Raw genomic sequence first — 24,941 nt, 5'->3', positions numbered from 1 at the left:
CCGCGGCCGCCCGGCGCCGGCCGCGGCTCCGCTCAGCCGGCAGGCCGCAGGTCCCACCTGAGCAGCACGTTGTCCGGCTGGGTGGGATCCACCAGTACCGGGACCCGGGGCCGAAGCTGGCGGGGGACCCGGGCGTGCGTCAGTCCCGTGAGTCCAGGGCCAGTCGCCCGCTCGGCGGCGGGGAGCACGGCGCGCCGGGTCACCGGGTACGGCTCCGCACCCGGGCACTCGACCAGCAGATGCACCTCCGCGACCGTCCCCCCGTCGACCCGGACGCCGGTGTCGCTCACAGAGCGGATCACCGCCATCGCGACCCGCCCGTTGTCGATCAGCTGGCGGGCCCGGTCCCGCTCCTCCTGGCCGGCGGTGGACGGCAGCCCGGTCTGGTTCCGCGGAACCTCCGCAACGAGTGTCATCTGATCTCCCCCAGGCATCCAGGCGCCCTCCGGCGCAGGTACACCCTGCACCCGAACGGGGGTGCCTGGCGGTCGCGTCGACGACATCCGCGCACACCCGCTGTGTTCGGTGGGCGACACCTGATCGAACTCGGGCCGTTCCGCGACCGTCCGCTACACGCCGCCGGTGTGCCGCAGGCTGACGCGCCCCCCCCGTAACCGCGATCCCTCGGCAGCCCTCGCTCGCCGGATCGCTAACCTGGAGCAGGAGCGGGAGTGGCGGAATGGCAGACGCAGCAGACTTAGGATCTGCCGCCCTAGGGCGTGGGGGTTCAAGTCCCCCCTCCCGCACCGCGTGAACCATCCGAGATGCTCGACGAGGGCCGCCGGTCGACANGGTGGGGAGACCCAGCCACGGCATGGTGCAGGACGCCGCGGGTTCTCGTCGCGCACGCCGGTGGGCGGCCGAGGAACGAGCAGAGGGCAGGCCCGCCGCCGGCCCCAACGACGACGGGGTGGTCGGGGCCGTAGGTGGCTCAGGGTGGTTGCCGGCCCATCCACTCACCGAGCCGTGGGTCGTCGTCCTCCACCAGCCGAGGATGGCCCGTAGGCAGCGGCAGGGATTCGCGGAAGGTCGAGAACCCGGTCCGGCCACCCAGGCGCATACCTGCGATCCGGGCCCACAGCGTGTTGGTAAAGACCCGACCGCTCGGCCGCCGGGTGGCTCCAGCCCCCCTTGCCTGAAAGTGCACGCCAAGCGTGCGTGCGTTGACTTCCGGGTGATACCTGCGTAATCAGTCGATTATGTCGGTTCGTCCGATGGGCTCATCACATTGACGAACGCACTCTTCCAGGAGCGACCACACCGTCATGCCGCATTGTTCCGGCATCGGGTGAAGCGGCGCCGGCCGTCAGGTAGGCCGATCAGGGGTTGATGACCCACTGCTTTCCGCACTCGCAGCTCTGGATCCAGCTACGGCTGAGGCCGCCGGCCTGGCGGGTGGTGAGCGCCTCCGCCGGATGGGCGCAAAGCCCGGCGGGAGCGGCAGCCGGAGCGCCGGTGCCGGCGGGTGCCGTCGGAGCCGCGGCGCCGGCTCGGCGACGTGCCGCGAACGGCCGCCGCCTGACTCGGGAACCGACCCGGTCGAGCAGGAAGGTCTGGAACATCATGACGTCACCTCCGATGTGGTGCTGCCAGGGGTCATCCGCGCCGCGCGAAGCTGGGCCGTACCCCGACGTCGCCGGTGACGGTCGACCGCTACCAGCGTCGCACTCGCGGCCGGCACCGCCGCGGGACACGGCGTTGTCTCATCGTCGCCTCGCGCGGGCGCCTGCCCGGCGGCTCCGGGGGCGCCGACGACAGCCATCTTGCCGATACTCATCGAGGCCGGGTCTCCACGGACGTGTCGATGTTTCGGTTGCGACTCCCTCGGGCCGACGGCCCAACCAGCCGGTGCGTCGTCGTCCGCGGATCTCGCGAAGATCTTGTCGGCGACGATTCCGAAACAACATGGTGTGTATACGTAACNCCCCGCCAGCAGGTTGTTGATCGCCAGTGGGACAGGTGCCGAGGGCGGCCGCCGTGGGCACCCGAGGTAGTTCTGACCAGTGTGCCCGACAGTTTCCACCGAAAACCCACCACCACACGAAAAATATCGCCTGTTAGCACCCCGGAGCACTGTCCGAAACACGATATGGGCACCGAGGATCCAGCGGTCCCGCCCGGGGCGGGGCACGCCGTGTCGCCCCTGCCAGGCACCGCCCCATCCACGCGCTCGCGCCGTGCCCCCGTCACGCCGCCGTCACGACTTTCCCGCCGATCTGGGTCGGCAAACGACTTGTGGGATTTTTCACCCGATGCCGCGGCGCCCTGCCCCGTTTCGTGGGTGAAGCTCCGGTTCGTCCGACATTTTGCGGGCGCGAGACCCGCGAAATCCGGCTCCGGGGCGCCGGCGGCCCGCTCATGGACGCTGACAACCGAGCCACTGCCCGAGAGAGGAACGGTTCGCCCGGTGGGAAGAACGGTTCGACGCCACGACGGACGACTCAGCCGAACGGAGCGGCGGTGAGCAGCGGACCACCGAGCAGCCACGAAACGCCGAGCAGCCACGAAACGCCGAGCGGCCGCGCGACGCCGAGTGCCCAGTGGCTGCGGGTACGTGCCGATCTCAAGCTGCGGAGGTTCGAGCTGGCCGTGCGCGCGGCGCAGGAGTACCCGCCGGCCGCGCGGGTGGCCGGCACGCCGCTGCTGTCCGCGCCGCGCTGGATCCCGCCGGAGCCGGTGCCGCTCGACGCCGTCACGATCACCCTCGATCCGGGTGCCCCGGCGCGCGGCCAGCACGGTGTGGTGACCGGGCGCGGGCCCGGTAGCGAGGGCGTACGACCGCCGCGCTCGGACGGCAGCCGGTATGCGGGCTACAGCGAGGCGATGGCGGCACTCGACCGCCCCGCCGTGTTCGCCGATCTCCCGACCTACCGGCTGCGGGCTGCCGACCTCTCCCTGCCCGGTCGCCGCGGCACGCTCGCCTTCGGGCTGGGCCGCTACTTCGACGGGCTCGATGTGGGCGAGGCGTGCGCGCACGAGTTCGCCGCCGGCGTGCCGGAGCTCCCGCTACGACGTGCGGTGGGCGATCCGTGCGAGCTGCGTCGGCGACCGGCGAACCTTGCCATCAGCACCCTGACGATCCGCCTCGCCCGTCGTCGATTCGGAGATGTCGGCGGCACCCGTGCCGACGGCACCCGTCCCGGCGCTGACGCGGGATCGGATGCCGGGGGCGGGAACAGGGACGGGGACGGGGACGGGGACGGGGCGGCGACGATCCTGCTGCACCGGCGCGATCCCGCGAAGGTGGGCCACGCCGGCGGGTTGCTGCAGGTCGTCCCGACCGGCGTCTTCCAGCCCTCCGGCCCGGCGGAATGGAACCTCGGCAACGATTTCGATCTGTGGCGCTCCATCACGCGGGAGTACTCCGAGGAGCTGTTGGGCACCGCGGAGGAGTACGGCAGCGAGCGGCGTCCGATCGACTACGGGGCCTGGCCGTTCGCGGTCGACCTGGCGCGGGCCCGCGGCAGCGGCTCGGTGCGCGCGTGGGTGCTGGGCCTCGGCGTGGACCCGCTGACCTTCGCGACGGATCTGCTGGTCGCGGCGGTCTTCGAGGCGCCGGTCTTCGACGCCCTCTTCGCCGGCCTGGTCGACACGAACGCGGAGGGCGCCGTGCACGCCGGCGTGCCGTTCACGGAGCGGACCGTCCAGCGGCTGGTCCGCCGGGAGCCGGTGCAGGCGGCCGGAGCGGCCCTGATCGCCCTCGCCTGGAAGCACCGGGGCGAGCTGCTTTCCTGATCGCCGCGCCGCTGCCAGCGAGGTGAGCTACCAGCGTGGTGATCGGCCGCGGTCACGGCCAGGACCGGAATGCGGCAGGCGGGCGCCGTCGGACCCACCGGCAGATCCGCTTCCCGAGCCGCTGCGCGAACCGGAGCCGGTGCCGGTACCGGTGCCGGTACCGGTGTCGGGGGTGGTGCCGGAGCCGGTGTCGGAGGCGGTGTCATGGACGGTCCAGTCGTCATCGGTGCCGTCAGCGCCGTCGCCGCCCNCGTAGTCCCAGCTCGACGACCACGCCTCGGATTGCCACTCGGTGGTGGAGGACCACTCCGTGTCCCGGTCGCGGTCGGACGGGTTCCACCCCGCATACCTGGGACGCATGGACGCGAAGGTGGATTCGGTGACCCTTGGGACCACAAGCCAGGCAGTGATGTTGACCCCCAGGACGACGATGACGACCGCTGCGACCAGTAGCACCCACATGGGCGGCGTCGCGGCGGACGGGACCGGCGTCGCCATCCCGATGATCGGGATGCCCGCCGTTGCCGCGATGAACCGAACCACGGTTGCTTTCCTACGCTCCAGACCGGCCCCAGGGGGTCGATCGACGCCAACCCGACACTGCCGCAGCAACACGCCACCGCAGGTCAGCGGCAACACGGACCAACATCCGCCGGCCTCGGCGGCCGGCTGCGGCCGCGGCCGGCCGCCGCGGGCGCGACCGCCTGACCTCGACAGATGGCGAGATTGGCGGATGCGGTGGGGGCGACGCCGGCGCATGATCGAGGATGCGACTGGGGTGTCACGGGTCGGGGACGGATTGGAACGACCCGGACACCTCAGTCGCGTCCTCAACCTACCTGGCCGATAGCTGTTAGTCACTGATCGACTACAGGTGGTTCTAGCGTACACCCTGTTTACTGCCCCTGTCCGGGTATGGAGTAACGAGTCGGACGCATCTGGTTATGAATCTCATAGCCCCCACGGAAAACGGCCACCGGGAGGGAGAGATCCATCACGGCCGTAGCCGGCGAACCCCGGCGCTCCCCCCGAGGAGCGGTGGAACAGGTGCCCCGCCCCGGGGCCACCCCGTCCAGAGACGACCCGACCTGGGCGGGGTCAACCGGGGGAGAATGAGAAGAGCGCCGCGTCTCGCCGAGCATGTCCGGGAGATGGCGACTGTCCGGGATCGGACACCGCCCGCGTGACGACAGCCACAGGGTGACCCACAGGTTTCCGGCTTAGTCTCATCGCTCATGAGTGGCGCGCCCATCGGGGTGTTCGACAGTGGAGTCGGTGGTCTCACCGTTGCGCGCGCGATCCTGGATCAGCTTCCCGGGGAACCACTGCTCTACTTCGGCGACACCGCGAACGCCCCGTACGGCCCCCGGCCGATCGCGGACGTCCGCCGGCACGCGCTGAACGCGCTGGATCATCTTGTGGCCGCGGGTGTGAAGCTTCTCGTCATCGCGTGCAATTCCGCGAGCGCGGCATGTCTGCGCGACGCCCGGGAACGCTATGACGTACCGGTGGTCGAGGTGATCGTGCCCGCGACCCGCCGTGCGGTAGCAGCGACACGGAGTGGTCGGGTGGGAGTCATCGGAACGGTCGCCACCATCACCAGTCGGGCCTACGAGGACGCCTTCGCCGCGGCCTCGGGCACCGAGCTGGTCAGTGTGGCCTGTCCCGCTTTCGTCGACTTCGTCGAGCGCGGCATCACGTCCGGGCGGCAGCTGCTGGGACTGACCGAGGCGTATCTCGCCCCGCTGCAGGAAGCCGATGTGGACACAGTGATTCTTGGATGCACCCACTACCCCCTGCTGACCGGTGTGATCGGTCTCGTCATGGGCGAGGGGGTGACCCTCGTGAGCAGTGCGGAGGAGACGGCCAAGGACACCTACCGGGTGCTCGCCCGTGACGGTCTCTTCCGCGACCCCGATCTGCCACCACCGGTCCATCGCTTCCTGACCACCGGCGACCCCGCCGCGTTCGCGCGGGTCGGCCGCCGCTTCCTCGGCCCGGAGATCACCGCGGTGGGCCTCGCGGCCACACCCGCCGCTCCCGCCCCAACCGCGCCCGCGCCTGCACCCACGCCCCGCCAGGCTCAGGTGGCCGCCCGATGAAGCTCACGATCCTCGGCTGTTCGGGCACCTACCCGGGGCCGACCTCGGCCTGCTCGTCCTATCTGATCGAGCACGAGGGCTTCCGGCTCGTTCTGGACGCCGGTAACGGCTCCGTCGGCGAGCTGCAGCACCACTGCGACATCCGTGAGGTCGACGCCGTGCTGCTCAGCCACCTGCACGGCGATCACTGCCTCGACCTGGTCGCCACCTCCTACGCGCGGCGCTACCACCCCGAGGGGATGCCGCCGAAGCTCCCCGTCTACGGGCCGATCAACACTCAGGAGCGCCTGTGCGGCGCGTTCGAGCGCTGGCCGGAGGACTCCCTGGCGGACATCTACGACTTCCGCACCATCGGTCCCGGCCGGCTGGACATCGGCCCCTTCCGGGTCGACCTCGCCCGGGTCGCGCACCCCATCGAGGCATACGGGGTACGGGTGAGCTCCGGCGGCCGGACGCTCACCTACTCCGGGGACACCGGGGTGTGCGACCGGCTCGTCCGGCTCGCGCAGGGCAGCGACCTGTTCCTGTGTGAGGCGTCCTTCCTCGACGGCGAGGACAACCCGCCGGACCTGCATCTGACCGGCAAGGACGCGGGCGAGCACGCCACCCGGGCGGACGTCGGCCGGCTCGTCCTGACCCACCTGGTGCCCTGGGGCAACGTGGAACGCACCCACGGCGAGGCCAGGGACGCCTTCGACGGCGACCTCTCCCTGGCCAGCACCGGGGCGGTCTACGAGCTCTGAGGCGCCGCCGGGGGCCGTCCCGCCGAACGCGGGGCGGTACCCGCCGATAGGGTCTCCTCCCGTGATCCGAGTCGATGGCAGGAAGACGGACGAGCTCCGCGAGATCACGATCGAACGGGGCTGGCAGGAGCACGCTGAGGGATCGGCACTGATCTCCGCGGGGCTCACCANGGTGCTGTGCGCGGCGTCCGTCACCGAGGGCGTGCCGCGGTGGCGCAAGGGCAGCGGTCTCGGCTGNGTGACCGCCGAGTACTCGATGCTTCCCCGGGCGACGCACACCCGCAACGACCGGGAGTCGGTGCGCGGCCGCATCGGTGGGCGCACGCACGAGATCTCCCGGCTGATCGGGCGCAGCCTGCGGGCCGCGATCGACCTGAAGGCGCTCGGCGAGAACACCATCGCCATCGACTGCGACGTGCTGCTCGCCGACGGCGGCACCCGCACGGCCGCCATCACCGGCGCCTACGTGGCCCTCGCGGACGCCTGCCGCTGGCTCGGGCGCCCGGCCGCGATCGTGACCAGCGTCTGCGCGGTCAGCGTCGGCGTCGTCAAGGGGGTGCCGATGCTCGACCTCGCCTACACCGAGGACTCGACGGCGGACACCGACATGAATGTCATCCGCACCGGCGCCGGCGGGTTCGTCGAGGTCCAGGGGACGGCCGAGGGGAAGCCCTTCGACCGGGCGGTGCTGGACGAGCTGCTGGATCTGGCGGTCGCGGGCTGCACCCGGCTCACCGAGATCCAGAAAGCCGCCCTGGCGCTGCCCGCGCCGGCCGGTCCGCCCGCGCCGGAGCGGTCCGGTGCCGGGTCGAAGTCGGCGGGTTCGCGATGACGGCCCCGTCGCCCGCCCAGGAGCCCGCCGGCGGGTCGGCCGCGGCGCCGCGGCGGGTCGTGCTGGCCAGCCGCAACGAGGGGAAGCTGCGCGAGCTGCGCCGCATCCTCGCCGCCTCCGGCCTGCCGATCGAGGTGGTGGGCCTGCCGGCCGGGCCCGAGGTGGCGGAGACCGGCACGACGTTCGCAGAGAACGCGCTGATCAAAGCGCGGGCCGCGGTCGCCCAGACAGGGCTCGCGGCGATCGCCGACGACTCGGGGCTCACCGTCGACGAGCTCGCCGGCATGCCCGGAGTGCGCTCGGCCCGTTGGGCCGGTGTCCGCGAGGGCAGCCGCGAGGACCGGGACGCGGCCAACAACGCGCTGCTGCTGGCCCAGCTGGACGATGTGCCGGCCGAGCGCCGCGGGGCGGCGTTCGTGTGTGCGGCCGCCCTGGTCACCCCGGAGGGCGTGGAGCGGGTGGTGCACGGCTCGCTGCGCGGCCGGCTGCTGACCTCGGGACGGGGCGAAGGTGGGTTCGGCTACGACCCGCTGTTCGTCGCTGACGGCGAGACCCGGACGAACGCCGAGCTCACCGCCGACGAGAAGGATCTGATCAGCCATCGCGGCCGGGCTATGCGCGAGCTGGCGAGTGCCATCGCGGCACTGCCGACGGCGGCCGGCTGAGCGAGCGGGGCTGAACACGACCAGCCGGGCGAGCACGACCAGCCGGGCGAGCGCGGGCCCGATCGACCGGCTGAGCGCATGCGCCAGCCGGCGCCCCGTCCTGACGGCCGGGGGCCGGCTCCCGGCCGGACCCCGCCGGGGCCACGGCCTGCGGCGGGCTCAGGCCCAGAGCTGGCCCTCCAGTGCGGCCTCGGCCTCGGCGAGGGTGCCGGCGTAGGCGCCCGTCGAGAGGTACTTCCAGCCGCCGTCGCAGACGATGAAGGCGATGTCGGCCCGGCGCCCCTCACGCACCGCCCGCTCGGCCTGGCCGAGCGCCGCGTGCAGGATCGCGCCCGTCGAGATCCCCGCGAAGATGCCCTCCTGCTGCACCAGCTCCCTGGTGCGGCGCAGGGCGTCCCGCGGGCCCACCGAGTACCGCGAGGTCAGCACGGAGGCGTCGTAGAGCTCGGGGACGAAGCCCTCGTCGATGTTGCGCAGGCCGTAGACGAGCTCCCCGTAGCGGGGCTCGGCCGCCACGATCGAGATCCCGGGGACGTGCTCGCGCAGGTACCGACCGGTGCCCATCAGCGTTCCGGTGGTGCCGAGCCCCGCGACGAAGTGCGTGATGCCTGGCAGGTCCGCCAGGATCTCCGGACCGGTCGTCTCGTAGTGGGCCTGCGCGTTCGCCGGGTTGCCGTACTGGTAGAGCATCACCCAGTCGGGGTTCTCCGCGGCGAGGCGCTTGGCCACGGCCACCGCCTCGTTCGAACCACCGGCGGCCGGCGAGTAGACGATCTCGGCGCCCCACATCTGGAGCAGCTGGCGGCGCTCCACGGAGGTGTTCTCCGGCATCACGCAGATCAGCCGGTACCCCTTCTGGCTGCAGACCATCGCCAGCGAGATACCGGTGTTACCGGACGTCGGCTCCAGCACGGTCGCGCCCGGGGAGAGCAGACCGCGCTTCTCCCCGTCCGCGATCATCCACAGTGCGGCCCTGTCCTTGATCGATCCGGTGGGGTTGTCCTGTTCCAGCTTCGCCCAGAGGCGGACCTCCGCCGAGGGAGACAGCCGCGGCAGGCCGACCAGGGGGGNTCGGCCTACCGAGTCCACCAGGGAGTCGTAACGCATGAGAGGGGACCTGCCGCCCTGATCAGAAAGGCCGGGTGTCCCCGGCGGAGCCACCGGCCACGGCGGGGAGGATGGTGACGTTGTCACCGTCGCTGAGCTTGGCGTCGAGACTGCCGAGGAAGCGGACGTCCTCGTCGTTGACGTAGATGTTGACGAAGCGGTGCAGCCCGCCCTCGCCGTCCTCGGAGATCAGGCGGCCGCGCAGCCCCGGGTGGCGGGAATCAAGGTCGAGGAAGAGCGCCGCGAGCGTGTCGCCCGTGCCCTCGACCAGCTTGGCGCCTCCTGTGTAGCTGCGCAGGATCGTCGGCACACGGACCTGGACTGCCATGGTGCTCCTTCCTCGGGTGCCGTCGGCGGGTCCGCCGCGGCGCACCGCCCGGCTGGGCGGTGATGCGTCTTCTGTGATCTTCCGGCGGTGCGGTGTTCCGGGCGGTGCGGTGTTCCGGGCGGTGCGATGTTTCCGGGCGGTGCGATGTTTCCGGACACGTCGGGAGCCGACTCGCCGGGTGCCCATGCTGACAGGCCCCCCGCGCCTGCGCCGCCCTCTACGTGAACGTCACAGGGGGGTCAGAGGATTTCCACCGGTTCCTCGGTGACCTCGCCGTCCACTATCCGGAAGGACCGGAACTCCGCCGTCTCCGGATCCCGGGTCGACGTGAGCACGTAGTGCGCGCCGGGGATGCTCGCCAGCGAGATGTCCGTCCGCGACGGGTATGCCTCGGTGGCGGTGTGCGAGTGGTAGATCACGACGGGTTCCTCGTCACGATCGTCCATCTCCCGGAAGACCTGTAGCTTCTCGGTGTCCTCGAAGCTGTAGTACGTGGGTGACCGGGCCGCGTTGAGCATCGGGATGAACCGCTCCGGCCGGTCCGAGCCGATGGGACCGGCGACGAGCCCGCACGCCTCATCCGGATGATCACGGCGGGCGTGGGCGATGATCGCCTCATAGTGGGCTCGGTCGATGCGCAGCACGCGACAACCGTACGACGCGGATGGGCCGGACCGGGCGTCCATGCGGACACATACCTGGCCTCGGCCCGCCCGCAGCAGGTGGCGCGGCCCGATCAGCGCCCCACTTCAGGACCGGGAGTCGGTCACATCGGCCGGCTCCGCGGTCAGAGCAGCGTCCGCGTCAGCTCGTCGAGCAGCTCCGTCAGGAAGCCGTAGACGGCGGCGATCGGGCGGCGCGGGTCGCCCGGGACGAGGTCGTGCAGCTCCTCGGTCGACTCGTCGTCGGTGAGGCCGAGCCGGGTGCCCAGCACGAGACGCAGGTCGTTCAGGACGGTCAGCCAGTCCTGCGCGGCCTCCTCGTCGAGGATCAGGACGTCTCCGGGCGCCGGGATCGCCGCCAGCACGCGCGCGGCCGCGTCCCGCTTGCGGGCCAGTGCCTCGTCCGTCCGGCGGCGGCGGAAATCACCCGAGGCCATCGGATCGTCCGGGTACGGGTCGGGGAGCAGGCGGGCCACCGCCGGGTCCTCGGGCGGCGGTGGCGCGGTGTCGCGCAGGCCGACGAGCGCCTCCAGCGGATCGTCCACCGGCGGGGCCTGCAGCAGACCGTCCACCTGTTCAAGCAGCTCGGTGAGCAGGGTCGACTCCGGCCGGGGAAGCCTCAGCTCGATCCCGGCCCGGGTACGGCGAAACCCGTTCACACGCATCCACCCCTGGGTCGTCGTCCGCAAGGCCACCAGCGGCACCGGGCCTCGGCCAGCGGCGGGCCGGGCCGACTGCACGGACGGCAAGCCTACGGCCCGTAGCCAGCCACCGGTCACAGCGACCACGCCCAGTGCGCTCAGCACGAGCAGCCGGGAGTCACGGACCGCCGCGGGCAGTGCCCGCGCGACCCGGCCGCCCGACCCCCGGGGGCGCCTCCCGAGCGCGGCCCAGCGCGATGACGGTAACTCGGCGGCCACGCTCAGTCCTGCGCGATGGTGGCCCACAGGCCGTAGGTGTGCAGCCGCTCCGCGGCGGCCTCCATCTCCTCACGGGTGCCGGAGGTGACGGTGGCCCGGCCCTTGTTATGCACATCGAGCATGAGCTTGGTCGCCTTCCGCTCGCTGTAGCCGAAGAGCTTGCGGAAGACGTACGTCACGTACGACATGAGGTTGATCGGGTCGTTCCAGACGATGGTGACCCAGAGGCGGTCATCCTCGGCGAGGTCCTCGACGTCCTCGACATCGACCGGCGACACGGCGGTGACGGACACGATGTCTATTGTTACCCCTCCCCGCCCCGGCCTCACTACCGCGGCCCCGCCACACCGCCGCACCGCCCCCCGTCACCACCGCGACACCGCCGCACCGCCACACCGCGCCTCGGTCGCCGCGGCCGGCCGGCGGTCCCGTCCGGTCCCCGCCGCCTCGCGCCTGGTCCGGTCCGGCCCGACCCGATCCGACCCGACCCGGACGAACCTCCGGCTCCCGTCACCAGCACAGCCCGGACGAACTCATCCGCGGAAAGGGTCGCCACCCGGGCTTCTGACGATGCGCAAACAGGTACGCGCAGCACGGAACGCTGTCAGACCGAGCGGCGCAGCAAAGGGGGGTGCAGAGCGGTCGCCGAACCCAGGCGGTAAAGCTCGGCCGGACGCCCGCCGCCCCGCGGCGAGGCCCGCTGCCCGACCGCGACGACAAAACCGGGAGTGGAGAGCACCTTGCGGCGGAAGTTGGGCGGGTCGAGCACCACTCCCCAGGCGGCCTCGTAGACCCGGCGGAGATCCGCCAGGGTGAACGGCTCCTCGCAGAAGGCCGCAGCCAGCGGCGTGTACTCCAGCTTCCCCCGCGCCCGCTCGACCCCGTCAGCGACGATCTTCGGATGGTCGAAGGCCAGCGTCGGCCCGTCCGCCGAGCCCAGGTCCTCGACCGGCCACCACCGGGCCCGTGGGCCGTCCCGCCCCGCGGTGGGCTGCGGCAGGTTCGGCAGCAGCGCGAGGTAGGCGACGCTGACCACCCGGGTTCGCGGGTCCCGGCCAGGGCGGCCGTAGGTACGCAGCTGTTCCAGGTGACCGGCGGTCGTCACCCCGGTCTCCTCTGCGAGCTGGCGCAGCGCCGAGGAGTCGAGATCCTCATCCGGCCCGACGAACCCGCCGGGGAGCGCCCAGCAGCCGAGAAACGGTTCGCAGTCACGCTGGATCACCAGCACGCACAACCGCCCCGACCGCAGGGTGAGCAGCACGATGTCGACGCTCACGGCGACGGCCGGGATGCCGGCACGGGCCGGGCCCGGCGTGGCTGACCTGCCCGAAGCGCCGGGCACACCCGACGCCCCGGGCTCGACGTCCGACGGCGGGACCTGGACCACCNGTCAAGTCTGGCGGGACGGGACGAGCGGTGCCCCGGCACCCCCTCCCGCGGCGGCCAGGCGGGAAACACGGCCGGGCGGGAAACACGGTCAGGCGGGAAACACGGTCAGGCCGGGGACGAGGGCTCCTCACCCGCGAAGACAACCGGCAGGCACGGATGCCCGAAGCTCACCTCGCGGGCGGCGTCGGGCAGCGACCGCACGGCCGAGCGGTGGTGTTCCCTGGCCCGGGCGACCGCGGCCGCGCCCACCAGCGCCTCGTCCACCAGCTTTCCGGCACGCAGGAGAGGAACAAGAAGCAGCCGCTGGGCGCGCCCGGGCTCGGTGCCGGGCTGGTTCCCGTCGGCGTCCCCGCTCGGGCTGACGAGATCGGTGACAGCCACCCCGTCCGGGCCGTGGTAGCGCACCACCTCCTTGCGCCCGCCGCGGGTGCGCTTGCCGGCCGAGGTCTTGGCGACCGGCCGGCCGTCGACCGAGGCGAGTTTGTAGACGAAGCCGGCGGTGGGGGCGCCCGCGCCGGTCACCAGGCTGGTGCCCACCCCGTAGCTGTCGACGGGGGCCGACGCCAGCCGGGCGATCGAGTGCTCGTCGAGATCACCGGTCACGACTATCCGGGTCGCCGTCGCGCCGGCCGCGTCGAGCTGGGCCCGGGCCGCGCGCGCGCCGCTGGCCAGATCTCCGCTGTCGATGCGGATCGCACCGGGGTTTCCACCCGCGGCGGCCACGGCGTTCGCGATCCCGGTCGCGATGTCATAGGTGTCGACCAGCAGCGTGGTGTCGGTGCCGAGTGCGGCGACCTGGGCGGCGAACGCCTCCAGCTCACTGTCGTGCGCGAGGGTGAAGGCATGCGCGCTGGTGCCCGCGCTGGGGACCCCGTAGCCGCGCGCGGCCTCCAGGTTGGACGTCCCGGCGAAGCCCACGATGTAGGCGGCCCGGGCGGCCGCCACCGCGGCCAGTTCGTGGGTGCGCCGGCCACCCATCTCCAGGCACGGCCGGTCACCCGCGGCGGCGACCATGCGCGCGCCCGCGGCGGCGATCGCGCTGTCGTGGTTGAGCACCGACAGGACCAGGGTCTCCAGCAGGAGACATTCGGCGAACGTGCCCTCGACCACCAGCACCGGGGTCTCGGGGAAGAAGGGCTCACCTTCGGCGAACCCGTCGATGTCACCGCTGAACCGGTAGGAGGCCAGCCAGTCGACGGTGTCCGCGTCGACGACCCCGGCGGTCCGCAGCTGCTCGATCTCGGCCGGGCCGAAGCGGAAGCGTTCGATCGCGGCGAGCAGGCGCCCCGTCCCGGCGACGACGCCGAAGCGGCGGCCGGCCGGCAGCGACCGGGCGAAGACCTCGAAGACCGCCCTGCGCCCGGCCGCGCCGGAGCGCAGTGCCGCCCGCAGCATGGTCAGCTCGTAGTGGTCGGTCAGCAGCGCCGTGGACGTCGAGACCGGAGACATCGAGACCGGAGACATCGGGACCGTGGACATCCGGACCAGGGTAGGGATGACAGCCGCCGGGCGCACCACATCGGGCGTACCGCCGCGGGTGGAGGGCCGATGCCTCGCCCGCCCCGCGAGTGCGCGCCCCTGCATACCCAGTCGCACGGCTGGGTATGCCTGACAGCGGCCTGGAACACCCAACAGGCCATGTGATTCACGTCACACGCCCTGTTAACGCAGCGTAAGCGGGATCGCCCGATCAAGGACCCTCAAAACGTAACCAGGGCTTCGGATCCGGCCGTTACGCGCGATCACCCGAGTACCCACTCAGTTACTGTCCCCGAACCCCCCGGAACATGAGATCGTCCTGGGCGTGGACCGTAGCTATGCCGGGGTTTTCCTTGTCGTCGTCGGCGGCGCGCTGCTCGCGCTCCTGGTTGCGGGGCGCCGCGCCGGAGGGGGCCTCCTTCGCGAGGTCTGGGGGCGGATGGGCCTGCTGCGCTGGGTCTTTGCGCTGATCGTCATAGTCGTCTTCCTCGATCTGGCCGACGGTGCCGCCAATCGCTGACCCTCACCCGACGGGCCGAAAGCCTCCAGATGGGCCCCCGATGGCCAGGATGTGCTCCCCCAGCGCCCTCCCCCGGGGCACCCAGGGCGGCGCCGGAACGTCGCACTGCGAGTTCATCCCGCTGCCCTGCCAATAACAGCAGGTATCGACGACGTCGCGGACCGCTATAAATGATGAGTAATGCGCACAGTTCGTTTTATGGGTGCACGCCCCTACATGCCTGACTCGTTATGCTCACTTCGCGTTACTCCGACGCCGGACGAGAGGACAGCGGGTGACTGGACAAACCTGGCTGTGGACCCCACCGCGACCAACTCCGACAAGCGTTGGAATCGGGTCGCTGCTACGGGCGTACCGGCAGGCCCATGGCCTGACCCAGCAGCAACTCGCCGACCTTCTCGNCTTCGACCAGTCCTATGTGTCGAAGGTCGAGAGCGGGCGGCGGGCGATCCACGACATCTCCACGCTGCGCCACATCGCACGCAACCTCGGACTGTCGCCCGAGGACGTCGGACTGGCCCCCGGCGGCCTGGCGGACCGGCGTCGTGAGCCACCGCGAGGCTCCGCGGTAGAGAAGGTCGCCGGCAGCCAGCGAGCCTGGCGGCTGACCCGCGATCATCTCAACCACCACCGGATCAGCCTGGCGCGCGCCGCCGCGCGGCTGTACCCGGAGACATACCGACTCGGCAACGGCCTGCTGGCCCGGCCCGGCTGGGTCTGGGACAAGCCGGTCGACATCAACGACATCAGCCTGCGCTGGGACGGGTCGGCGGTCGAGCCGCCGATCACCGGCGCGGAGCCCGAGGCCGACGCCACCCGTCCGCTGGTCGGTGACGGCGGAGCCCAGTCGCGCTACCAGCGCTACACCCGCGCCATGCGCGACCTCGACCGGCCCACCCTGTTCGAGAACCGGCTCAGCTTCCGGCTCCTCGACGTCGCCGAGAACGACGGCGCCGCGCCGAACCTCACGTTCGGGCACACCACCTACTTCGACGCGGTCGACGTCTGCGAGACGGTGGCGCATGAGACCGCCGCGGCGATGATGGGCGGCGAGCTTGCCTGGCCGGCGCTGCCGTTCCGCCGCCGCATCGGCGATCCGTTCGACCTGGCCAGCCGGGTCGCGCTGCCGTCGATCAACACGCTCACCATCCGCCTCGACCGCGGCAGCGCGAGCTTCGTGCTGCACCGGCGCAGCGCCGGCTCGGTGGCCACCGCGGGCGGGGTCTACCACGTGCTGCCCGCCGGGGTGTTCCAGCCTTCGGGCATCACCCCGTTCCACCACGACGCCGACTTCGACCTGTGGCGCAACGTGATGCGCGAGCTGAGCGAGGAACTGCTCGGCAACGCCGAGCACGACGGCAGCTCGTCCCGGCCGATCGACTACGACACCGACGAGCCGTTCCGCTCCTTCGAGCAGGCCCGCCGTGCCGGCACACTGCGGACCTTCTGCTTCGGTATCGGCCTGGACGCGCTGACGCTGTTCGGCGAGATCCTCACCGTGCTCGTCGTGGAGGCCGACACGTTCGACTCGCTGTTCGCGGACATGGTGCGCACCAACGCCGAGGGATCGGTCGTATCGACCGGGCCCGGCCGGCAGGCCCACGAGGGGATCCCCTTCACCCAGGCATCCCTGCGCCGGCTGGTGGACACCGAGCCGCTGGCGCCGTCCGCCGCGGCCTGCCTGGAGCTCGCCTGGCGCCACCGGGAGACGCTGCTCCCGGGCCTGCGCATGCGCGCAGCGGTCTGATCAGGCATCGGTGCGCATCCTCGTCACCGGCGCCTCCGGATTCGTCGGCGGTGTGACCGCCGACCTGCTGTGCGCTGCCGGCCACCAGGTGACGGCCCTCGTCCGGGACGCGACGGCGCGGTCGAGACTGTCGCGGCTGATCGAGGTGGTCCAGGCGGACCTCCTCGAGCCGCGCCAGCTCGCCGCGGCCGGCGTCAGCCGCGGGTTCGACGGGGTCTGCCATCTGGCCGCGCTGACCCGGGTGCGGGAGTCCCGCGAGACACCGTTGCGGTACTTCGCGGCGAACGTCACCGGAACGATCAACCTGCTGGCAGCCCTGGACGCGGGCACCCGGGCGACCGGCGTGGCCCCGCGGTTCGTGTTCGGTTCCAGCTGCGCCGTCTACGGGGACACGGGTACCTCCCCCATCCCGGAGACGCGCTCGGCGGCGCCGACGAATCCCTACGGTGCGTCGAAGCTCGCCGCCGAGCAGGCCGTGGCCCACCAGGCCGCGACCGGCCGGCTCGGGGCGATCGTGCTCCGGTCGTTCAACGTGGCCGGGGCGGTCGGCTCGCACACCGACCGCGACAGCAGCCGGATCATCCCGGCCGCGCTCGGTGTGGCCTCCGGGCGGCGGGACGCCTTCCGGGTGAACGGTGACGGGGCGTCGATCCGCGAGTACGTGCACGTGGTGGACATGGCCCGGGCCTACCTGACCGCCCTGCGGGCGACCGTGCCCGGCCGCTGCACCGTCTACAACGTCGGCTCCGGGTTCGGAGTGAGCGTGTCCGACGTGCTGACAACGGTGGAGAGCGTGACCGGACGGGACGTGCCGCGGGTGACCCTGCCGCCGGTACCCGAGCCGCGCGCGCTCATCGCCGACAGCCGGCGGATCCGCGCCGACCTCGGCTGGAGCTCGCCGTCCTCGACGATCGAGAAGATCGTGGCGGACGCCTGGCGGTCGACCGCCGTCCTCGAGACGGTCTCCGCCGGCCGCAGAGAGGTCCCGATCGTCTCCTGACGACGGGCGGCTGGTGGCTCTCAAGCATCTCCAGCAAGCATCTCCAGACCTGTGGTGTCACGCCGACCCGTCTGTCTTCCGGCGCGGGTTTCGCCGGTATGCCCGAACGGCCGCGGGCCGGCGTGACACGATGAACCGAACGACGCCCGCCCGGCACAGGCAGGAACCGGGGCCGGGGCGGAGAGAAGCTACGTGACCACGGGGCAGAGCGGCACGGCCGGATGATCGGGCCGTGGCTGCCTGGAGAGGGGAGCAGGTGGGCCGTCCCTTCCACGTCTACGACTACGAAGGCGAGCATCTCGGGTCGTTCCCGAGCTGGGACAGGGCCCACGAATGGGCCCACCTGCAGGCCGCGCTCCACGGTGTCCCGACCCCCCTGGAGGTGGAGGACCGCGCCAACGCGGGGCGGCGCCGGGTGTGGGCCGACCGCTGCGAGCCGGTGGGCGCCGACGCCCGCTGGGGAGTGGGGATCTCCGCGGCATGGCCCAGTGGGTCCGGGGGGTCCGAGGGGTCCGGGGGGTCCGGCGAGCCGTTCGACACCGACCTTCTCGGCGCGGGCCGCTGCGCCGTCGCGCTGGCGCCGGCCTTCGCGCCGCCGCGCCCCCGACAGCCCAGTGACCCCACCGGGAACGGCGCCGGCGGCGGCGGCGAGCCCAGCGGCATCATGTCCGGCGGCATCGCGGCCAGCGGCATCGCGGCCAGCGGCAACGGGTCGAGTGGGGGGTCCACCGAGGCCTGACCGGGCACCCCACCACCTTCAGGCCATCCGCACCACACCCGATCCTCACGGTCCGTGGTATGCGGATTGCGCTCCGCCAGCGAAAAACCGGTCAGCGGACAGTGACCAGTTGCCGACAAATACCCGCTGGTCGACGCCTTCACAAGCCGTTTAAAGCTGGTCATATCCTCCCAGAGGGGCATCCGGACGGATGCCTCGCGCCCGGCGGCGCCTGGCCGGGAACTGCCCTCACGCAACCCGACACTCCACCTAGTGAGCTCCGCACACTAATCTGGCGGCTGTCGTCGGGGATTCGCCACACAGCGAGGCACGTTCCAGCTGCCACGCGGCGCATCGGGTCGGCGGGCACAACCGAGACGCTCCTTGGGGGAGACGAAAGTGGACGAGCAGACCGCTGCCGCCGCCGGAGCGCGACCGACGTCGCGCCTCGTCGTCGATGTTGTGCGAGCGCTGCGGGGATGGGTGGTCGCGGCCGCCGGTGGAGTGCTGCTCCTCGGCTGCTACCTGGGTGTTTCCAAGGAGACCGACGTCGCTTACCAGCTCCCCTACGTGGTGTCGGGCGGCTTCGGCGGGCTCGCGCTGGTCCTCGTGGGCAGTGCGCTGCTGGTGGCCGACCGGGTGGACGCCAACCAGGCCACGCAGAACCGGCTCGCGGGCCAGATCGACGACCTGCACACCTTGATCATCGCCGCCGCCGCCAGCGGCGCGGCGGACGCCGACCTGGCCGACGGCCGACCCGGCCCGCAGCCCGCCGCGCCCGGCCAGCCGCTCGCGACGCAGGCGACCGCCGCCACCGTCTCCGGCCAGCGGTTCTGAGCGGGGGCGGAGCGACACGATGGGCACCCACGACGCCGACGAGACGGGCGCGGGGCCACTGACCGCTCCGTTGCCGGCACCGCCCGCGGAGTGACCGGATGATCAGTATCGATCTTGCCCTCACCGGCATCTCGCTCGGGGCGATCGCGGCCCTCTCCGGTATCGGCGTGCTGGTCACCTACCGGACCAACGGCGTGCTCAACTTCGCGCAGGGCGGCATCGCCACCCTCGTCGCCTACGTCTTCCGCGAGATGGTCGTCGAGTGGGGCCTGCCGACCTGGCTGGCCGCCGTCATCGCGCTCGCGATCCTCTCCCCCGGGATCGGGCTGCTGCTGGAGCGCCTCGTCTTCCGCCCGCTGGCCCGCCGGCGGGCGTCCGCCGCCGAGTCGCTGGTCGCCAGCCTCGGCGTGCTGGTGCTCACCCTCGGCATGACCGCCGGCATCTGGGGTCTGGGCTCCCGCAGCGACGCACCGAGCATCTTCCCCAAGAAGACCGTCACCATCGGGGACACCCGGGTCGGTGTGGACGCCCTGTCCGAGCTGGCCATGGTCGTCGTCTTCTGCGTCGTGCTCGGCCTGCTGGCCGCGAAGACCAGGTTCGGCCGCCAGGTGCGGGCCGTCGTCGACGACCGGCAGCTCGCCGAACTCTCCGGTGTGCCCGCGGACAAGGTGGCGGCGGCCGGGTGGGCGCTGGGCTGCACCCTGGCCGGGCTCACCGGCATCCTGCTCGCGCCGCAGTTCCGGCTCACCCCCTACGGCCTGACACTGCTCGTCCTGGAGACGTTCGCGGTGGTGGTCGCCGCCCGGCTGGCGAGCCTGCCGGTGGCGGTGCTGACCGCGCTGGGCATCGCCGTCCTGCAGAGCGAGCTCAAGCAGTTCACGCTGGACGGCACCGCGGGGACGATCTTCACTGTCCTGCAGTCGAACCTGTTCATCGTCGCGCTGCTGGTGCTCCTGCTCGTCGTGCCCAGGCTGCGCGAGCTCGGCAACGGCGACTCGGGCTCCACCGGAAGCTTCTCCAGCCGCGGTGCGCCACCGTCCGGCCCGGTCAGCCGTACCGAGGCACGCCGGGACGTCCTCGGGAAGCTCGGCGGAGCGGCCCTGCTGATGGCGCCGCTGACCTTCGCGCCCGCCGACCTGCGCTCGGCCTACATGGTGCCGGCGCTGGCCCTGGTCTTCCTGTCGCTGGTGATCCTCACCGGCTACAGCGGGCAGCTCTCCCTCGGTGTCGCCGGGTACGCGGGGCTGGGCTCCCTGTTCACCCTGAAGATCGCCAACGGTGACTTCTTCGGCCTGCCGGCGATCCCCGGCATCTGGGCGATGTTCCTCGGCGCGATCATGGTGGCGCCGATCGGGTTCATCACCGGCTGGCCCGCCATCCGTCGGCGTGGCCTCACCCTGGCCCTCACCACCTTCGCCGTCGGCGCGGTCGTGAGCCGGTTCGTCTTCGAGCAGCCGGACTTCGCCTCCGGCCTCTACGTCGACCCGCTGGAGCTCTTCGGCGCACAGCTCAACGACAAGGCCTTCTACCTCTTCGAACTGTTCTGCCTCGGCATCGGCCTGTTGGTCGTGCGCAACCTGCACCACGGCCGGCTCGGCCGGGCACTGCTGGCGGTGCGCGACCATCCGGAGGGGGCCGCGGCGGTCGGCGTGGACGTCCGCAACCTCAAGCTGCTCGCGTTCACCATCTCCTCGGCGGTCGCCGGGCTCGGCGGCGCGCTGCTCACCTTCAGCGCCTCGTCCTTCTCCACCGACGACTTCGCCCCGCTGCAGAGCCTGCTGTGGTTCACCGCAGTGATCGTCTTCGGCGCGGACAGCGCGGCCGGCGCGATCATCGCCGCCGGCTTCATCGTGGCGATCGACGTGCTCGCGCCGTCGGGCTCGTCGATCCTGGCCGTCGGCATCCTCGCCCTCGCGCTCGGCTGGATGCCCGGTGGCCTCGCGTCCGCGGTCCGCGGCGGCTTCGCCTGGCTCGCGCGGCTGCTGGCCGACGAGTTCGTCCCCTCGGCGCACACCACCCCGGCCGCGGCCGGTCGCCTGGCGCGAGCCGGCGGCCCGGGCAGCGCCTATTCGTCGGGGGCCGCCGGGCCGGCGGGTTCCGGCGGCGGCCCGGCCGGCCCCGGCACCGCCGTGCGGATCGTGCTGCCGGCCGGCGCGCCCACCCCGACCGCGTTCGGGCAGACACTGCTCGCCGCGGTGGCCACCCACACAGCCCGTAGCGGCCTGACCGTGGACATGCTGCCCAGCGCGCGGGCGGCGGCCGAGGCCGCGCGGAGCGAGGATCTCGTCGGGCACCGGACGCGCCTGCCCGGCCTCCCGGTCGAGAGAGGTGCCTGATGAGCCGCAACGACCTGCGGGCACGTGGCCTCGTCCGCCGCTACGGCGGCCTCACCGCCGTCGAGGACGTCAGCATGGACGTCCCCAGCGGCCAGGNCACCGGGCTGATCGGACCGAACGGCGCGGGAAAGTCCACCCTGTTCAGCCTGCTCACCGNGGTGGAGCAGCCCGACGGCGGCAAGGTGCTCCTCGGCCCCCGCGACATCACCCGGATGAGTCCGGACGCCCGCTCCCGGCGCGGTCTGGTGCAGACGTTCCAGGTACCGTCGCTGTTCCCCAGCCTCACCGTGGCGGACAACCTGCTGGTGGCCGCCGAGAACCGGCGCCGGGACTACGCCGGCGGCCTGCTGGGGCTGAAGGCGCATGGGCGCGCCAGCGCCCTGCGGGTCGTCGACGAGGTACTCGGCTCGCTGGAGCTGGAGAATGTTCGGCACGCCGTCGCCGGCACCCTGCCGACTGGCGCGCTGCGGCTCGTCGAATTCGCCCGCGCCCTGTGCGCACGTCCCGACGTGCTGCTTCTCGACGAGCCGGCCAGCGGTCTGGACGCCGCCGAGACCGAGAAGTTCTCGGCGCTGGTGCGGCGGATCGCCGACGACGGAGTCGCCATCCTGCTGGTCGACCACGACGTGGACCTGGTCTTCGCGGTCGTCGACCGGGTGTACGCCATGGTGGGCGGCCGGGTGGTCGCCGAAGGCGAGCCCGGCGCGGTCCGCGACGACCCGACCGTGCGGTCGGTGTACCTGGCCCAGGGCCCGCTGACGTCGAAGGCGTCCGGCATCCCGGCGCCCGCCGCGGCCCCGGAGACCGGCCCGCGGCCCGTCCTGCCCGCCTTCCCCGCCGCCCGATGAGCCGCACACCCCTGTTCGGGTCCCACGTTTCTCGGGAGCNCCGGTGACCGCCGACAACCACCCCGCCGCACACGCCTCCGCACCCGGCTCCCCGCACGCCTCCGCGCAGACCGGCGGCGATCTGCCCGCCATCGAGCTGCGGCTGGAGGACGCCCGGGCCGGTTACCGCACCATCGAGGTCCTGCACGGGATCACCATGGCGATTCCGTCCGGTGCGGTGACGGCGCTGCTCGGCGCGAACGGAGCGGGCAAGAGCACGACCCTGCGCGTCCTCGCCGGCCTCATCCCGCTGCGCGGCGGCGAGCTGAGCTGGCGCGGCGAACCGATCACGAAAATGACCACCACGAACCGGGCGAAGCGCGGGCTGATGCTCGTCCCGGACGAACGGGCCGTGTTCGCGACCCTGTCCGTCCGCGACAACCTGCAGGTCATCGCCGAGGCGAGCGGGCACCCGGACATCACGCCCGCGCTGGAGGCGTTCCCGCGGCTGCGGGAGCGCCTGAGCCAGCGAGCCGGTTCCATGTCCGGCGGTGAGCGCCGCATGCTGGCGCTCGCCCGCGCGCTGCTCGCGCGCCCGTCGGTGCTCATGGTGGACGAGCTGTCACTCGGCCTGTCGCCCAAGGTCGCCAGCGAGCTGTTCGCCTGGCTCGGGACCGTCGCCGACGCCGGTACCACCGTGATCCTCGCCGACCAGTACACCGAGGAGGCCCTCGCGCTGGCCGACATGGTGTACGTGCTGCACCGGGGTGAGGTCACCTTCGCGGGCACACCCGCGGAGCTCGGCGCCAGCGAGCTGCTGGCCGCCGGTACGCCCTCCTGAGGCCGGGAGCGGCCATCCCGCCGCTCCGCTCCCGCGCCTGCCTGCACATCCCACGCCGGAGACGCGAACGCCGCGCGGCCCGGGCGACATCAGCACGATGTCCCCGGGCCGCGCGGCGTCTGGCAGCCGCGGGGCCCTGCCCGCGACTCAGGCCGCGGGGTAGGCCAGGTTGCGGACCGTGAAGCAGTTGGTGTTCATATCGCCACCGAGGGTGACCCAGCCACCCTTGCCACCGTTCTCCGTGTCCTGCCAGCGGGCCACGTTGAGGCAGTTGTTCGACTCGGCCGGCGGCTGCGCGTCCTTGACGAAGTCGCGCTTGATGAGCAGCCCGTTGCCGGTGTACGGCTCACTGCGGTTCATGTACTGCTCGACGCACACCCGGGTCAGGTCCGCCCCGCAGGACGCCATCGCGTCGGCCAGCCACTGCGCGGAGGCGTAGCCCTCCAGCATCCACTGGTTCATCTTCGCGACGCGGTCCGGCTCGTACGTCGAGATGGCGTCGTTGAACTGCTTGACCGCCGGGATCGACGTCTCGGAGAAGGTCGCCGACTGGGTCGTCGCGTAGACGGTGTTGCGGCACTTCGGCGAGCTCGCGTAGAGCTGACCGATGGTGCTCGACATGCCCTGCGACGTGGTCACCTTCGCCTGCAGCGCCAGCCCCTGCTGTTCCATCGACTCGCAGAGCTTGCTGTTTCCGGTGTCCTCCATCGCGTCGAAGACGAGCTGGACACCGCGCCGCTTCATGTCCTGCGCGACCGCGTCCCAGTTCGGCGCGCTGAGGTTGATCTGCTCCTCGACGACCGTGTAGCCCTCGGCCCGCAGCCCGTCAGCGATCTTCGTCGCGTACCGCTGCGACTGGGCGATGTTGTAGGAGACGACGGCCGCGACGGTCGCGCCGAGCTTCTCCTTGAACCACCGGTACTCCTCGGTGCCGGCGTAGAGCATCCCGTCGAAACCGGGGCGGCTGCCGTCGCGCGGGTAGTCGCTGCCGTAGATCGAGTAAAGGTGCGGGTACTGGTCGTACTGCGTGGAGACCGGCTGGCCGCCGATGTCCGGCACGCCCTTGGAGTTGATGTACTGCGCACCGGCGTAGTCGAAGGCGGTCACGCCGGCGAGCGCGAACACCTTCTCGTCATCGACGAGCTTGTGCGCGCAGCCCACGTTGTCGTCGCCGGTGCCCTTGTCGTCACAGGACACCAGTTTGACCGTGCGCCCGTTGATCCCGCCCCGGGCGTTGAGCGCCGCGAAGTAGGCCCGCGCTCCGTAGAGCGACGCCGAGAACGTGTCCGGCCCGAGGCCGCTGCTGAGGCCGACGATGGTGCCGACCTTGATCTCGGTCGGCGTGACACCGATATCAGATGCGCTGTTGGTCGACGTGCCGCCGGAGGTCGGTCCGCCGGACGAATTCGAGTCACCCGCACGGCTGCCGCAGGCGACGAGCGCCAGGGACGACAGCACAACCCCGGCGACGAGCGCTCTCGCTCGCATGAAATGCACTCCTCTGGTAGATCGATGACGCTCACACGCCACCGGCTCTGCGCGGGCCTCGCCGGTCAGGCTACCGACAGCCGCGGCACCGCCGTCGGCCACGGGTCCACCCCCGGCCGTCAGGCTCCGCTGGTGCCACGCACGAACAGCCGGCGCCACCACGTTCTGCGAACTGGCGACGTGACCGTACTGCCAGAACTCGCCGGACTTTCGTCCGCGTCAGGCATCTGACCGGTCTCGGCCGCGGGCTCGGGATCGCTCTCAGCCGCGGCCGCGGGCACGGTCTCGGTCTCGAGGGCGGGGGCGGGGGCGGGGGCCGCCACCGAGCCGACAGTTCGCGGCGCGTCCACCGGCGCCGCGGCGACCGAGGCCGTGATCGCGGCGACCGTCTCGTCGATCGCGGCGATCACCTGGCCCAGCGCCGCGACCGCGTCCACACCCTGGGGCAGGAGCTCGTTCCCCGCTCCCCCGCCGGCAGGCACCGGGCGAGCACTTCCGTTCGCTGTCCGCACGGCCTCACCCGGCGACGGGGACGCCCCTGATTCCGCGGCCGCCGGCGCGAGGTCCGTCACCGCGGACTCCTCCGACACCCGTGCGCTGGGAACCGCGACCGCCGGGGCCTGCGCGACCGGGGCCTCCGGCTCCGGCTCCGGCTCCGGCTCCGG

The 24,941-nt window shown here is 72.1% G+C and carries 22 protein-coding genes, 1 tRNA gene and 7 pseudogenes; 19 read left to right on the top strand and 11 right to left on the bottom strand.

What is annotated here, in order from left to right; all coding sequences use genetic code 11:
* Window positions 1-32: 32 nt before the first annotated feature.
* Window positions 33-416 carry a hypothetical protein gene (locus tag UG55_RS10795; RefSeq protein WP_066066631.1) on the bottom strand — a complete coding sequence of 128 codons (384 nt, stop codon included), beginning with the start codon at window positions 414-416 and terminating at the stop codon, window positions 33-35.
* Window positions 417-665: 249 nt separating this feature from the next.
* On the opposite strand from UG55_RS10795, the gene UG55_RS10790 reads away from it, so the two are divergent.
* A tRNA-Leu gene (locus UG55_RS10790) sits at window positions 666-746 on the top strand.
* Window positions 747-1,319: 573 nt separating this feature from the next.
* Here UG55_RS10790 and UG55_RS10785 read toward each other — a convergent pair.
* Complete coding sequence (locus UG55_RS10785; RefSeq protein WP_066066628.1) at window positions 1,320-1,565, bottom strand: hypothetical protein; 246 nt, start codon at window positions 1,563-1,565, stop codon at window positions 1,320-1,322.
* Window positions 1,566-2,460: 895 nt separating this feature from the next.
* On the opposite strand from UG55_RS10785, the gene UG55_RS27165 reads away from it, so the two are divergent.
* The 7 genes and pseudogenes from UG55_RS27165 to rdgB all read left to right on the top strand — a co-directional run bounded on the left by UG55_RS27165 (window position 2,461) and on the right by rdgB (window position 8,077).
* Window positions 2,461-3,735, top strand: a complete 1,275-nt coding sequence (locus UG55_RS27165; protein WP_242424144.1) for a transcriptional regulator — start codon at window positions 2,461-2,463, stop codon at window positions 3,733-3,735.
* A gap of 1,235 nt (window positions 3,736-4,970) precedes the next feature.
* The gene (gene murI, locus UG55_RS10765) at window positions 4,971-5,837 is read left to right on the top strand and encodes a glutamate racemase (RefSeq protein WP_066066624.1); all 867 of its coding nucleotides are present in this window, start codon (window positions 4,971-4,973) and stop codon (window positions 5,835-5,837) included.
* Window positions 5,834-6,580, top strand: a complete 747-nt coding sequence (locus UG55_RS10760) for an MBL fold metallo-hydrolase (RefSeq protein WP_066066622.1) — start codon at window positions 5,834-5,836, stop codon at window positions 6,578-6,580. Before murI ends, UG55_RS10760 begins: the two co-directional genes overlap by 4 nt.
* 61 nt (window positions 6,581-6,641) lie before the next feature.
* A pseudogene (locus tag UG55_RS35220) lies at window positions 6,642-6,750 on the top strand (ribonuclease PH); the annotation flags it as partial.
* A gap of 1 nt (window position 6,751) precedes the next feature.
* Window positions 6,752-6,817: pseudogene (locus UG55_RS35215) on the top strand (hypothetical protein); the annotation flags it as partial.
* A gap of 1 nt (window position 6,818) precedes the next feature.
* Window positions 6,819-7,412: ribonuclease PH (rph, locus tag UG55_RS10755; protein WP_242424143.1), on the top strand; the 594-nt coding region annotated here is incomplete at its 5' end.
* Complete coding sequence (gene rdgB, locus UG55_RS10750; RefSeq protein WP_066066617.1) at window positions 7,409-8,077, top strand: RdgB/HAM1 family non-canonical purine NTP pyrophosphatase; 669 nt, start codon at window positions 7,409-7,411, stop codon at window positions 8,075-8,077. The genes rph and rdgB, both read left to right, overlap by 4 nt.
* A gap of 159 nt (window positions 8,078-8,236) precedes the next feature.
* Here rdgB and UG55_RS10745 read toward each other — a convergent pair.
* The 7 genes and pseudogenes from UG55_RS10745 to UG55_RS10715 form a co-directional block, all read right to left on the bottom strand.
* A pseudogene (locus UG55_RS10745) lies at window positions 8,237-9,147 on the bottom strand (PLP-dependent cysteine synthase family protein); the annotation flags it as partial.
* A 59-nt stretch (window positions 9,148-9,206) separates the two neighbouring features.
* The gene (locus tag UG55_RS10740) at window positions 9,207-9,512 is read right to left on the bottom strand and encodes a MoaD/ThiS family protein (protein WP_066066611.1); all 306 of its coding nucleotides are present in this window, start codon (window positions 9,510-9,512) and stop codon (window positions 9,207-9,209) included.
* A gap of 239 nt (window positions 9,513-9,751) precedes the next feature.
* On the bottom strand, window positions 9,752-10,156 hold the full coding sequence (locus tag UG55_RS10735) for a Mov34/MPN/PAD-1 family protein (protein ID WP_066066608.1): 405 nt from the start codon (window positions 10,154-10,156) through the stop codon (window positions 9,752-9,754).
* Window positions 10,157-10,299: 143 nt separating this feature from the next.
* Complete coding sequence (locus UG55_RS10730) at window positions 10,300-10,839, bottom strand: DUF2017 domain-containing protein (protein ID WP_066066730.1); 540 nt, start codon at window positions 10,837-10,839, stop codon at window positions 10,300-10,302.
* 257 nt (window positions 10,840-11,096) lie between these two features.
* Window positions 11,097-11,387 (bottom strand): ATP-dependent Clp protease adapter ClpS, encoded by a 291-nt coding sequence (gene clpS, locus UG55_RS10725; RefSeq protein ID WP_066066605.1) that lies wholly within the window; start codon window positions 11,385-11,387, stop codon window positions 11,097-11,099.
* 311 nt (window positions 11,388-11,698) lie between these two features.
* Window positions 11,699-12,436 carry an NUDIX domain-containing protein gene (locus tag UG55_RS10720; RefSeq protein WP_083986664.1) on the bottom strand — a complete coding sequence of 246 codons (738 nt, stop codon included), beginning with the start codon at window positions 12,434-12,436 and terminating at the stop codon, window positions 11,699-11,701.
* A 152-nt stretch (window positions 12,437-12,588) separates the two neighbouring features.
* Window positions 12,589-13,962: a nicotinate phosphoribosyltransferase gene (locus tag UG55_RS10715; protein ID WP_083986663.1), complete on the bottom strand. Its 1,374-nt coding sequence runs from the start codon at window positions 13,960-13,962 to the stop codon at window positions 12,589-12,591.
* A 325-nt stretch (window positions 13,963-14,287) separates the two neighbouring features.
* Here UG55_RS10715 and UG55_RS10710 point away from each other — a divergent pair, with 325 nt between their 5' ends.
* The 11 genes and pseudogenes from UG55_RS10710 to UG55_RS10675 all read left to right on the top strand — a co-directional run.
* Window positions 14,288-14,482, top strand: a complete 195-nt coding sequence (locus UG55_RS10710) for a hypothetical protein (RefSeq protein ID WP_066066603.1) — start codon at window positions 14,288-14,290, stop codon at window positions 14,480-14,482.
* Between the two features lie 274 nt (window positions 14,483-14,756).
* Window positions 14,757-14,883, top strand: a pseudogene (locus UG55_RS35210) (hypothetical protein); the annotation flags it as partial.
* Between the two features lies 1 nt (window position 14,884).
* Window positions 14,885-16,229 (top strand): helix-turn-helix transcriptional regulator (locus UG55_RS10705; protein WP_242424142.1); only part of this gene is annotated, 1,345 nt, incomplete at its 5' end.
* A gap of 10 nt (window positions 16,230-16,239) precedes the next feature.
* The gene (locus UG55_RS10700) at window positions 16,240-17,229 is read left to right on the top strand and encodes an NAD-dependent epimerase/dehydratase family protein (RefSeq protein WP_066066597.1); all 990 of its coding nucleotides are present in this window, start codon (window positions 16,240-16,242) and stop codon (window positions 17,227-17,229) included.
* Window positions 17,230-17,461: 232 nt separating this feature from the next.
* Window positions 17,462-17,968: a hypothetical protein gene (locus tag UG55_RS10695; RefSeq protein WP_242424141.1), complete on the top strand. Its 507-nt coding sequence runs from the start codon at window positions 17,462-17,464 to the stop codon at window positions 17,966-17,968.
* Between the two features lie 378 nt (window positions 17,969-18,346).
* Window positions 18,347-18,784: a transporter gene (locus UG55_RS10690; protein WP_066066591.1), complete on the top strand. Its 438-nt coding sequence runs from the start codon at window positions 18,347-18,349 to the stop codon at window positions 18,782-18,784.
* Window positions 18,785-18,882: 98 nt separating this feature from the next.
* Window positions 18,883-21,120 carry an ABC transporter permease gene (locus tag UG55_RS10685; RefSeq protein WP_066066588.1) on the top strand — a complete coding sequence of 746 codons (2,238 nt, stop codon included), beginning with the start codon at window positions 18,883-18,885 and terminating at the stop codon, window positions 21,118-21,120.
* Window positions 21,120-21,216, top strand: a pseudogene (locus UG55_RS35205) (ABC transporter ATP-binding protein); the annotation flags it as partial. The gene UG55_RS10685 and the pseudogene UG55_RS35205, both read left to right, overlap by 1 nt.
* Before the next feature lies 1 nt (window position 21,217).
* Window positions 21,218-21,276: pseudogene (locus UG55_RS35200) on the top strand (ATP-binding cassette domain-containing protein); the annotation flags it as partial.
* A 1-nt stretch (window position 21,277) separates the two neighbouring features.
* On the top strand, window positions 21,278-21,968 hold a 691-nt coding region (locus tag UG55_RS10680), incomplete at its 5' end, for an ABC transporter ATP-binding protein (protein WP_242424140.1).
* 40 nt (window positions 21,969-22,008) lie between these two features.
* Window positions 22,009-22,788: ATP-binding cassette domain-containing protein (locus tag UG55_RS10675; RefSeq protein ID WP_396230867.1), on the top strand; the 780-nt coding region annotated here is incomplete at its 5' end.
* A gap of 147 nt (window positions 22,789-22,935) precedes the next feature.
* Here the strand turns inward: UG55_RS10675 and UG55_RS10670 are convergent.
* Window positions 22,936-24,276 carry an ABC transporter substrate-binding protein gene (locus tag UG55_RS10670; protein ID WP_066066582.1) on the bottom strand — a complete coding sequence of 447 codons (1,341 nt, stop codon included), beginning with the start codon at window positions 24,274-24,276 and terminating at the stop codon, window positions 22,936-22,938.
* Between the two features lie 119 nt (window positions 24,277-24,395).
* Window positions 24,396-24,941: pseudogene (locus tag UG55_RS10665) on the bottom strand (hypothetical protein); the annotation flags it as partial.

The sequence above is a fragment of the Frankia sp. EI5c genome (assembly GCF_001636565.1).
GTDB lineage: Bacteria > Actinomycetota > Actinomycetes > Frankiales > Frankiaceae > Parafrankia.
The sequence above is the reverse complement of the archived record's forward strand: the minus strand, read 5'-3'. Positions and strand labels throughout refer to the sequence as shown.

Bases quoted from the DNA above. Each gene is read 5' to 3' on its own strand.
- UG55_RS10795 (WP_066066631.1), bottom strand. From the start codon at position 416: ATGACACTCGTTGCGGAGGTTCCGCGGAACCAGACCGGGCTGCCGTCC.
- UG55_RS10785 (WP_066066628.1), bottom strand. From the start codon at position 1,565: ATGATGTTCCAGACCTTCCTGCTCGACCGGGTCGGTTCCCGAGTCAGG.
- murI (WP_066066624.1), top strand. From the start codon at position 4,971: ATGAGTGGCGCGCCCATCGGGGTGTTCGACAGTGGAGTCGGTGGTCTC.
- UG55_RS10760 (WP_066066622.1), top strand. From the start codon at position 5,834: ATGAAGCTCACGATCCTCGGCTGTTCGGGCACCTACCCGGGGCCGACC.
- rdgB (WP_066066617.1), top strand. From the start codon at position 7,409: ATGACGGCCCCGTCGCCCGCCCAGGAGCCCGCCGGCGGGTCGGCCGCG.
- UG55_RS10740 (WP_066066611.1), bottom strand. From the start codon at position 9,512: ATGGCAGTCCAGGTCCGTGTGCCGACGATCCTGCGCAGCTACACAGGA.
- UG55_RS10730 (WP_066066730.1), bottom strand. From the start codon at position 10,839: ATGCGTGTGAACGGGTTTCGCCGTACCCGGGCCGGGATCGAGCTGAGG.
- UG55_RS10715 (WP_083986663.1), bottom strand. From the start codon at position 13,962: ATGTCCACGGTCCCGATGTCTCCGGTCTCGATGTCTCCGGTCTCGACG.
- UG55_RS10685 (WP_066066588.1), top strand. From the start codon at position 18,883: ATGATCAGTATCGATCTTGCCCTCACCGGCATCTCGCTCGGGGCGATC.
- UG55_RS10670 (WP_066066582.1), bottom strand. From the start codon at position 24,276: ATGCGAGCGAGAGCGCTCGTCGCCGGGGTTGTGCTGTCGTCCCTGGCG.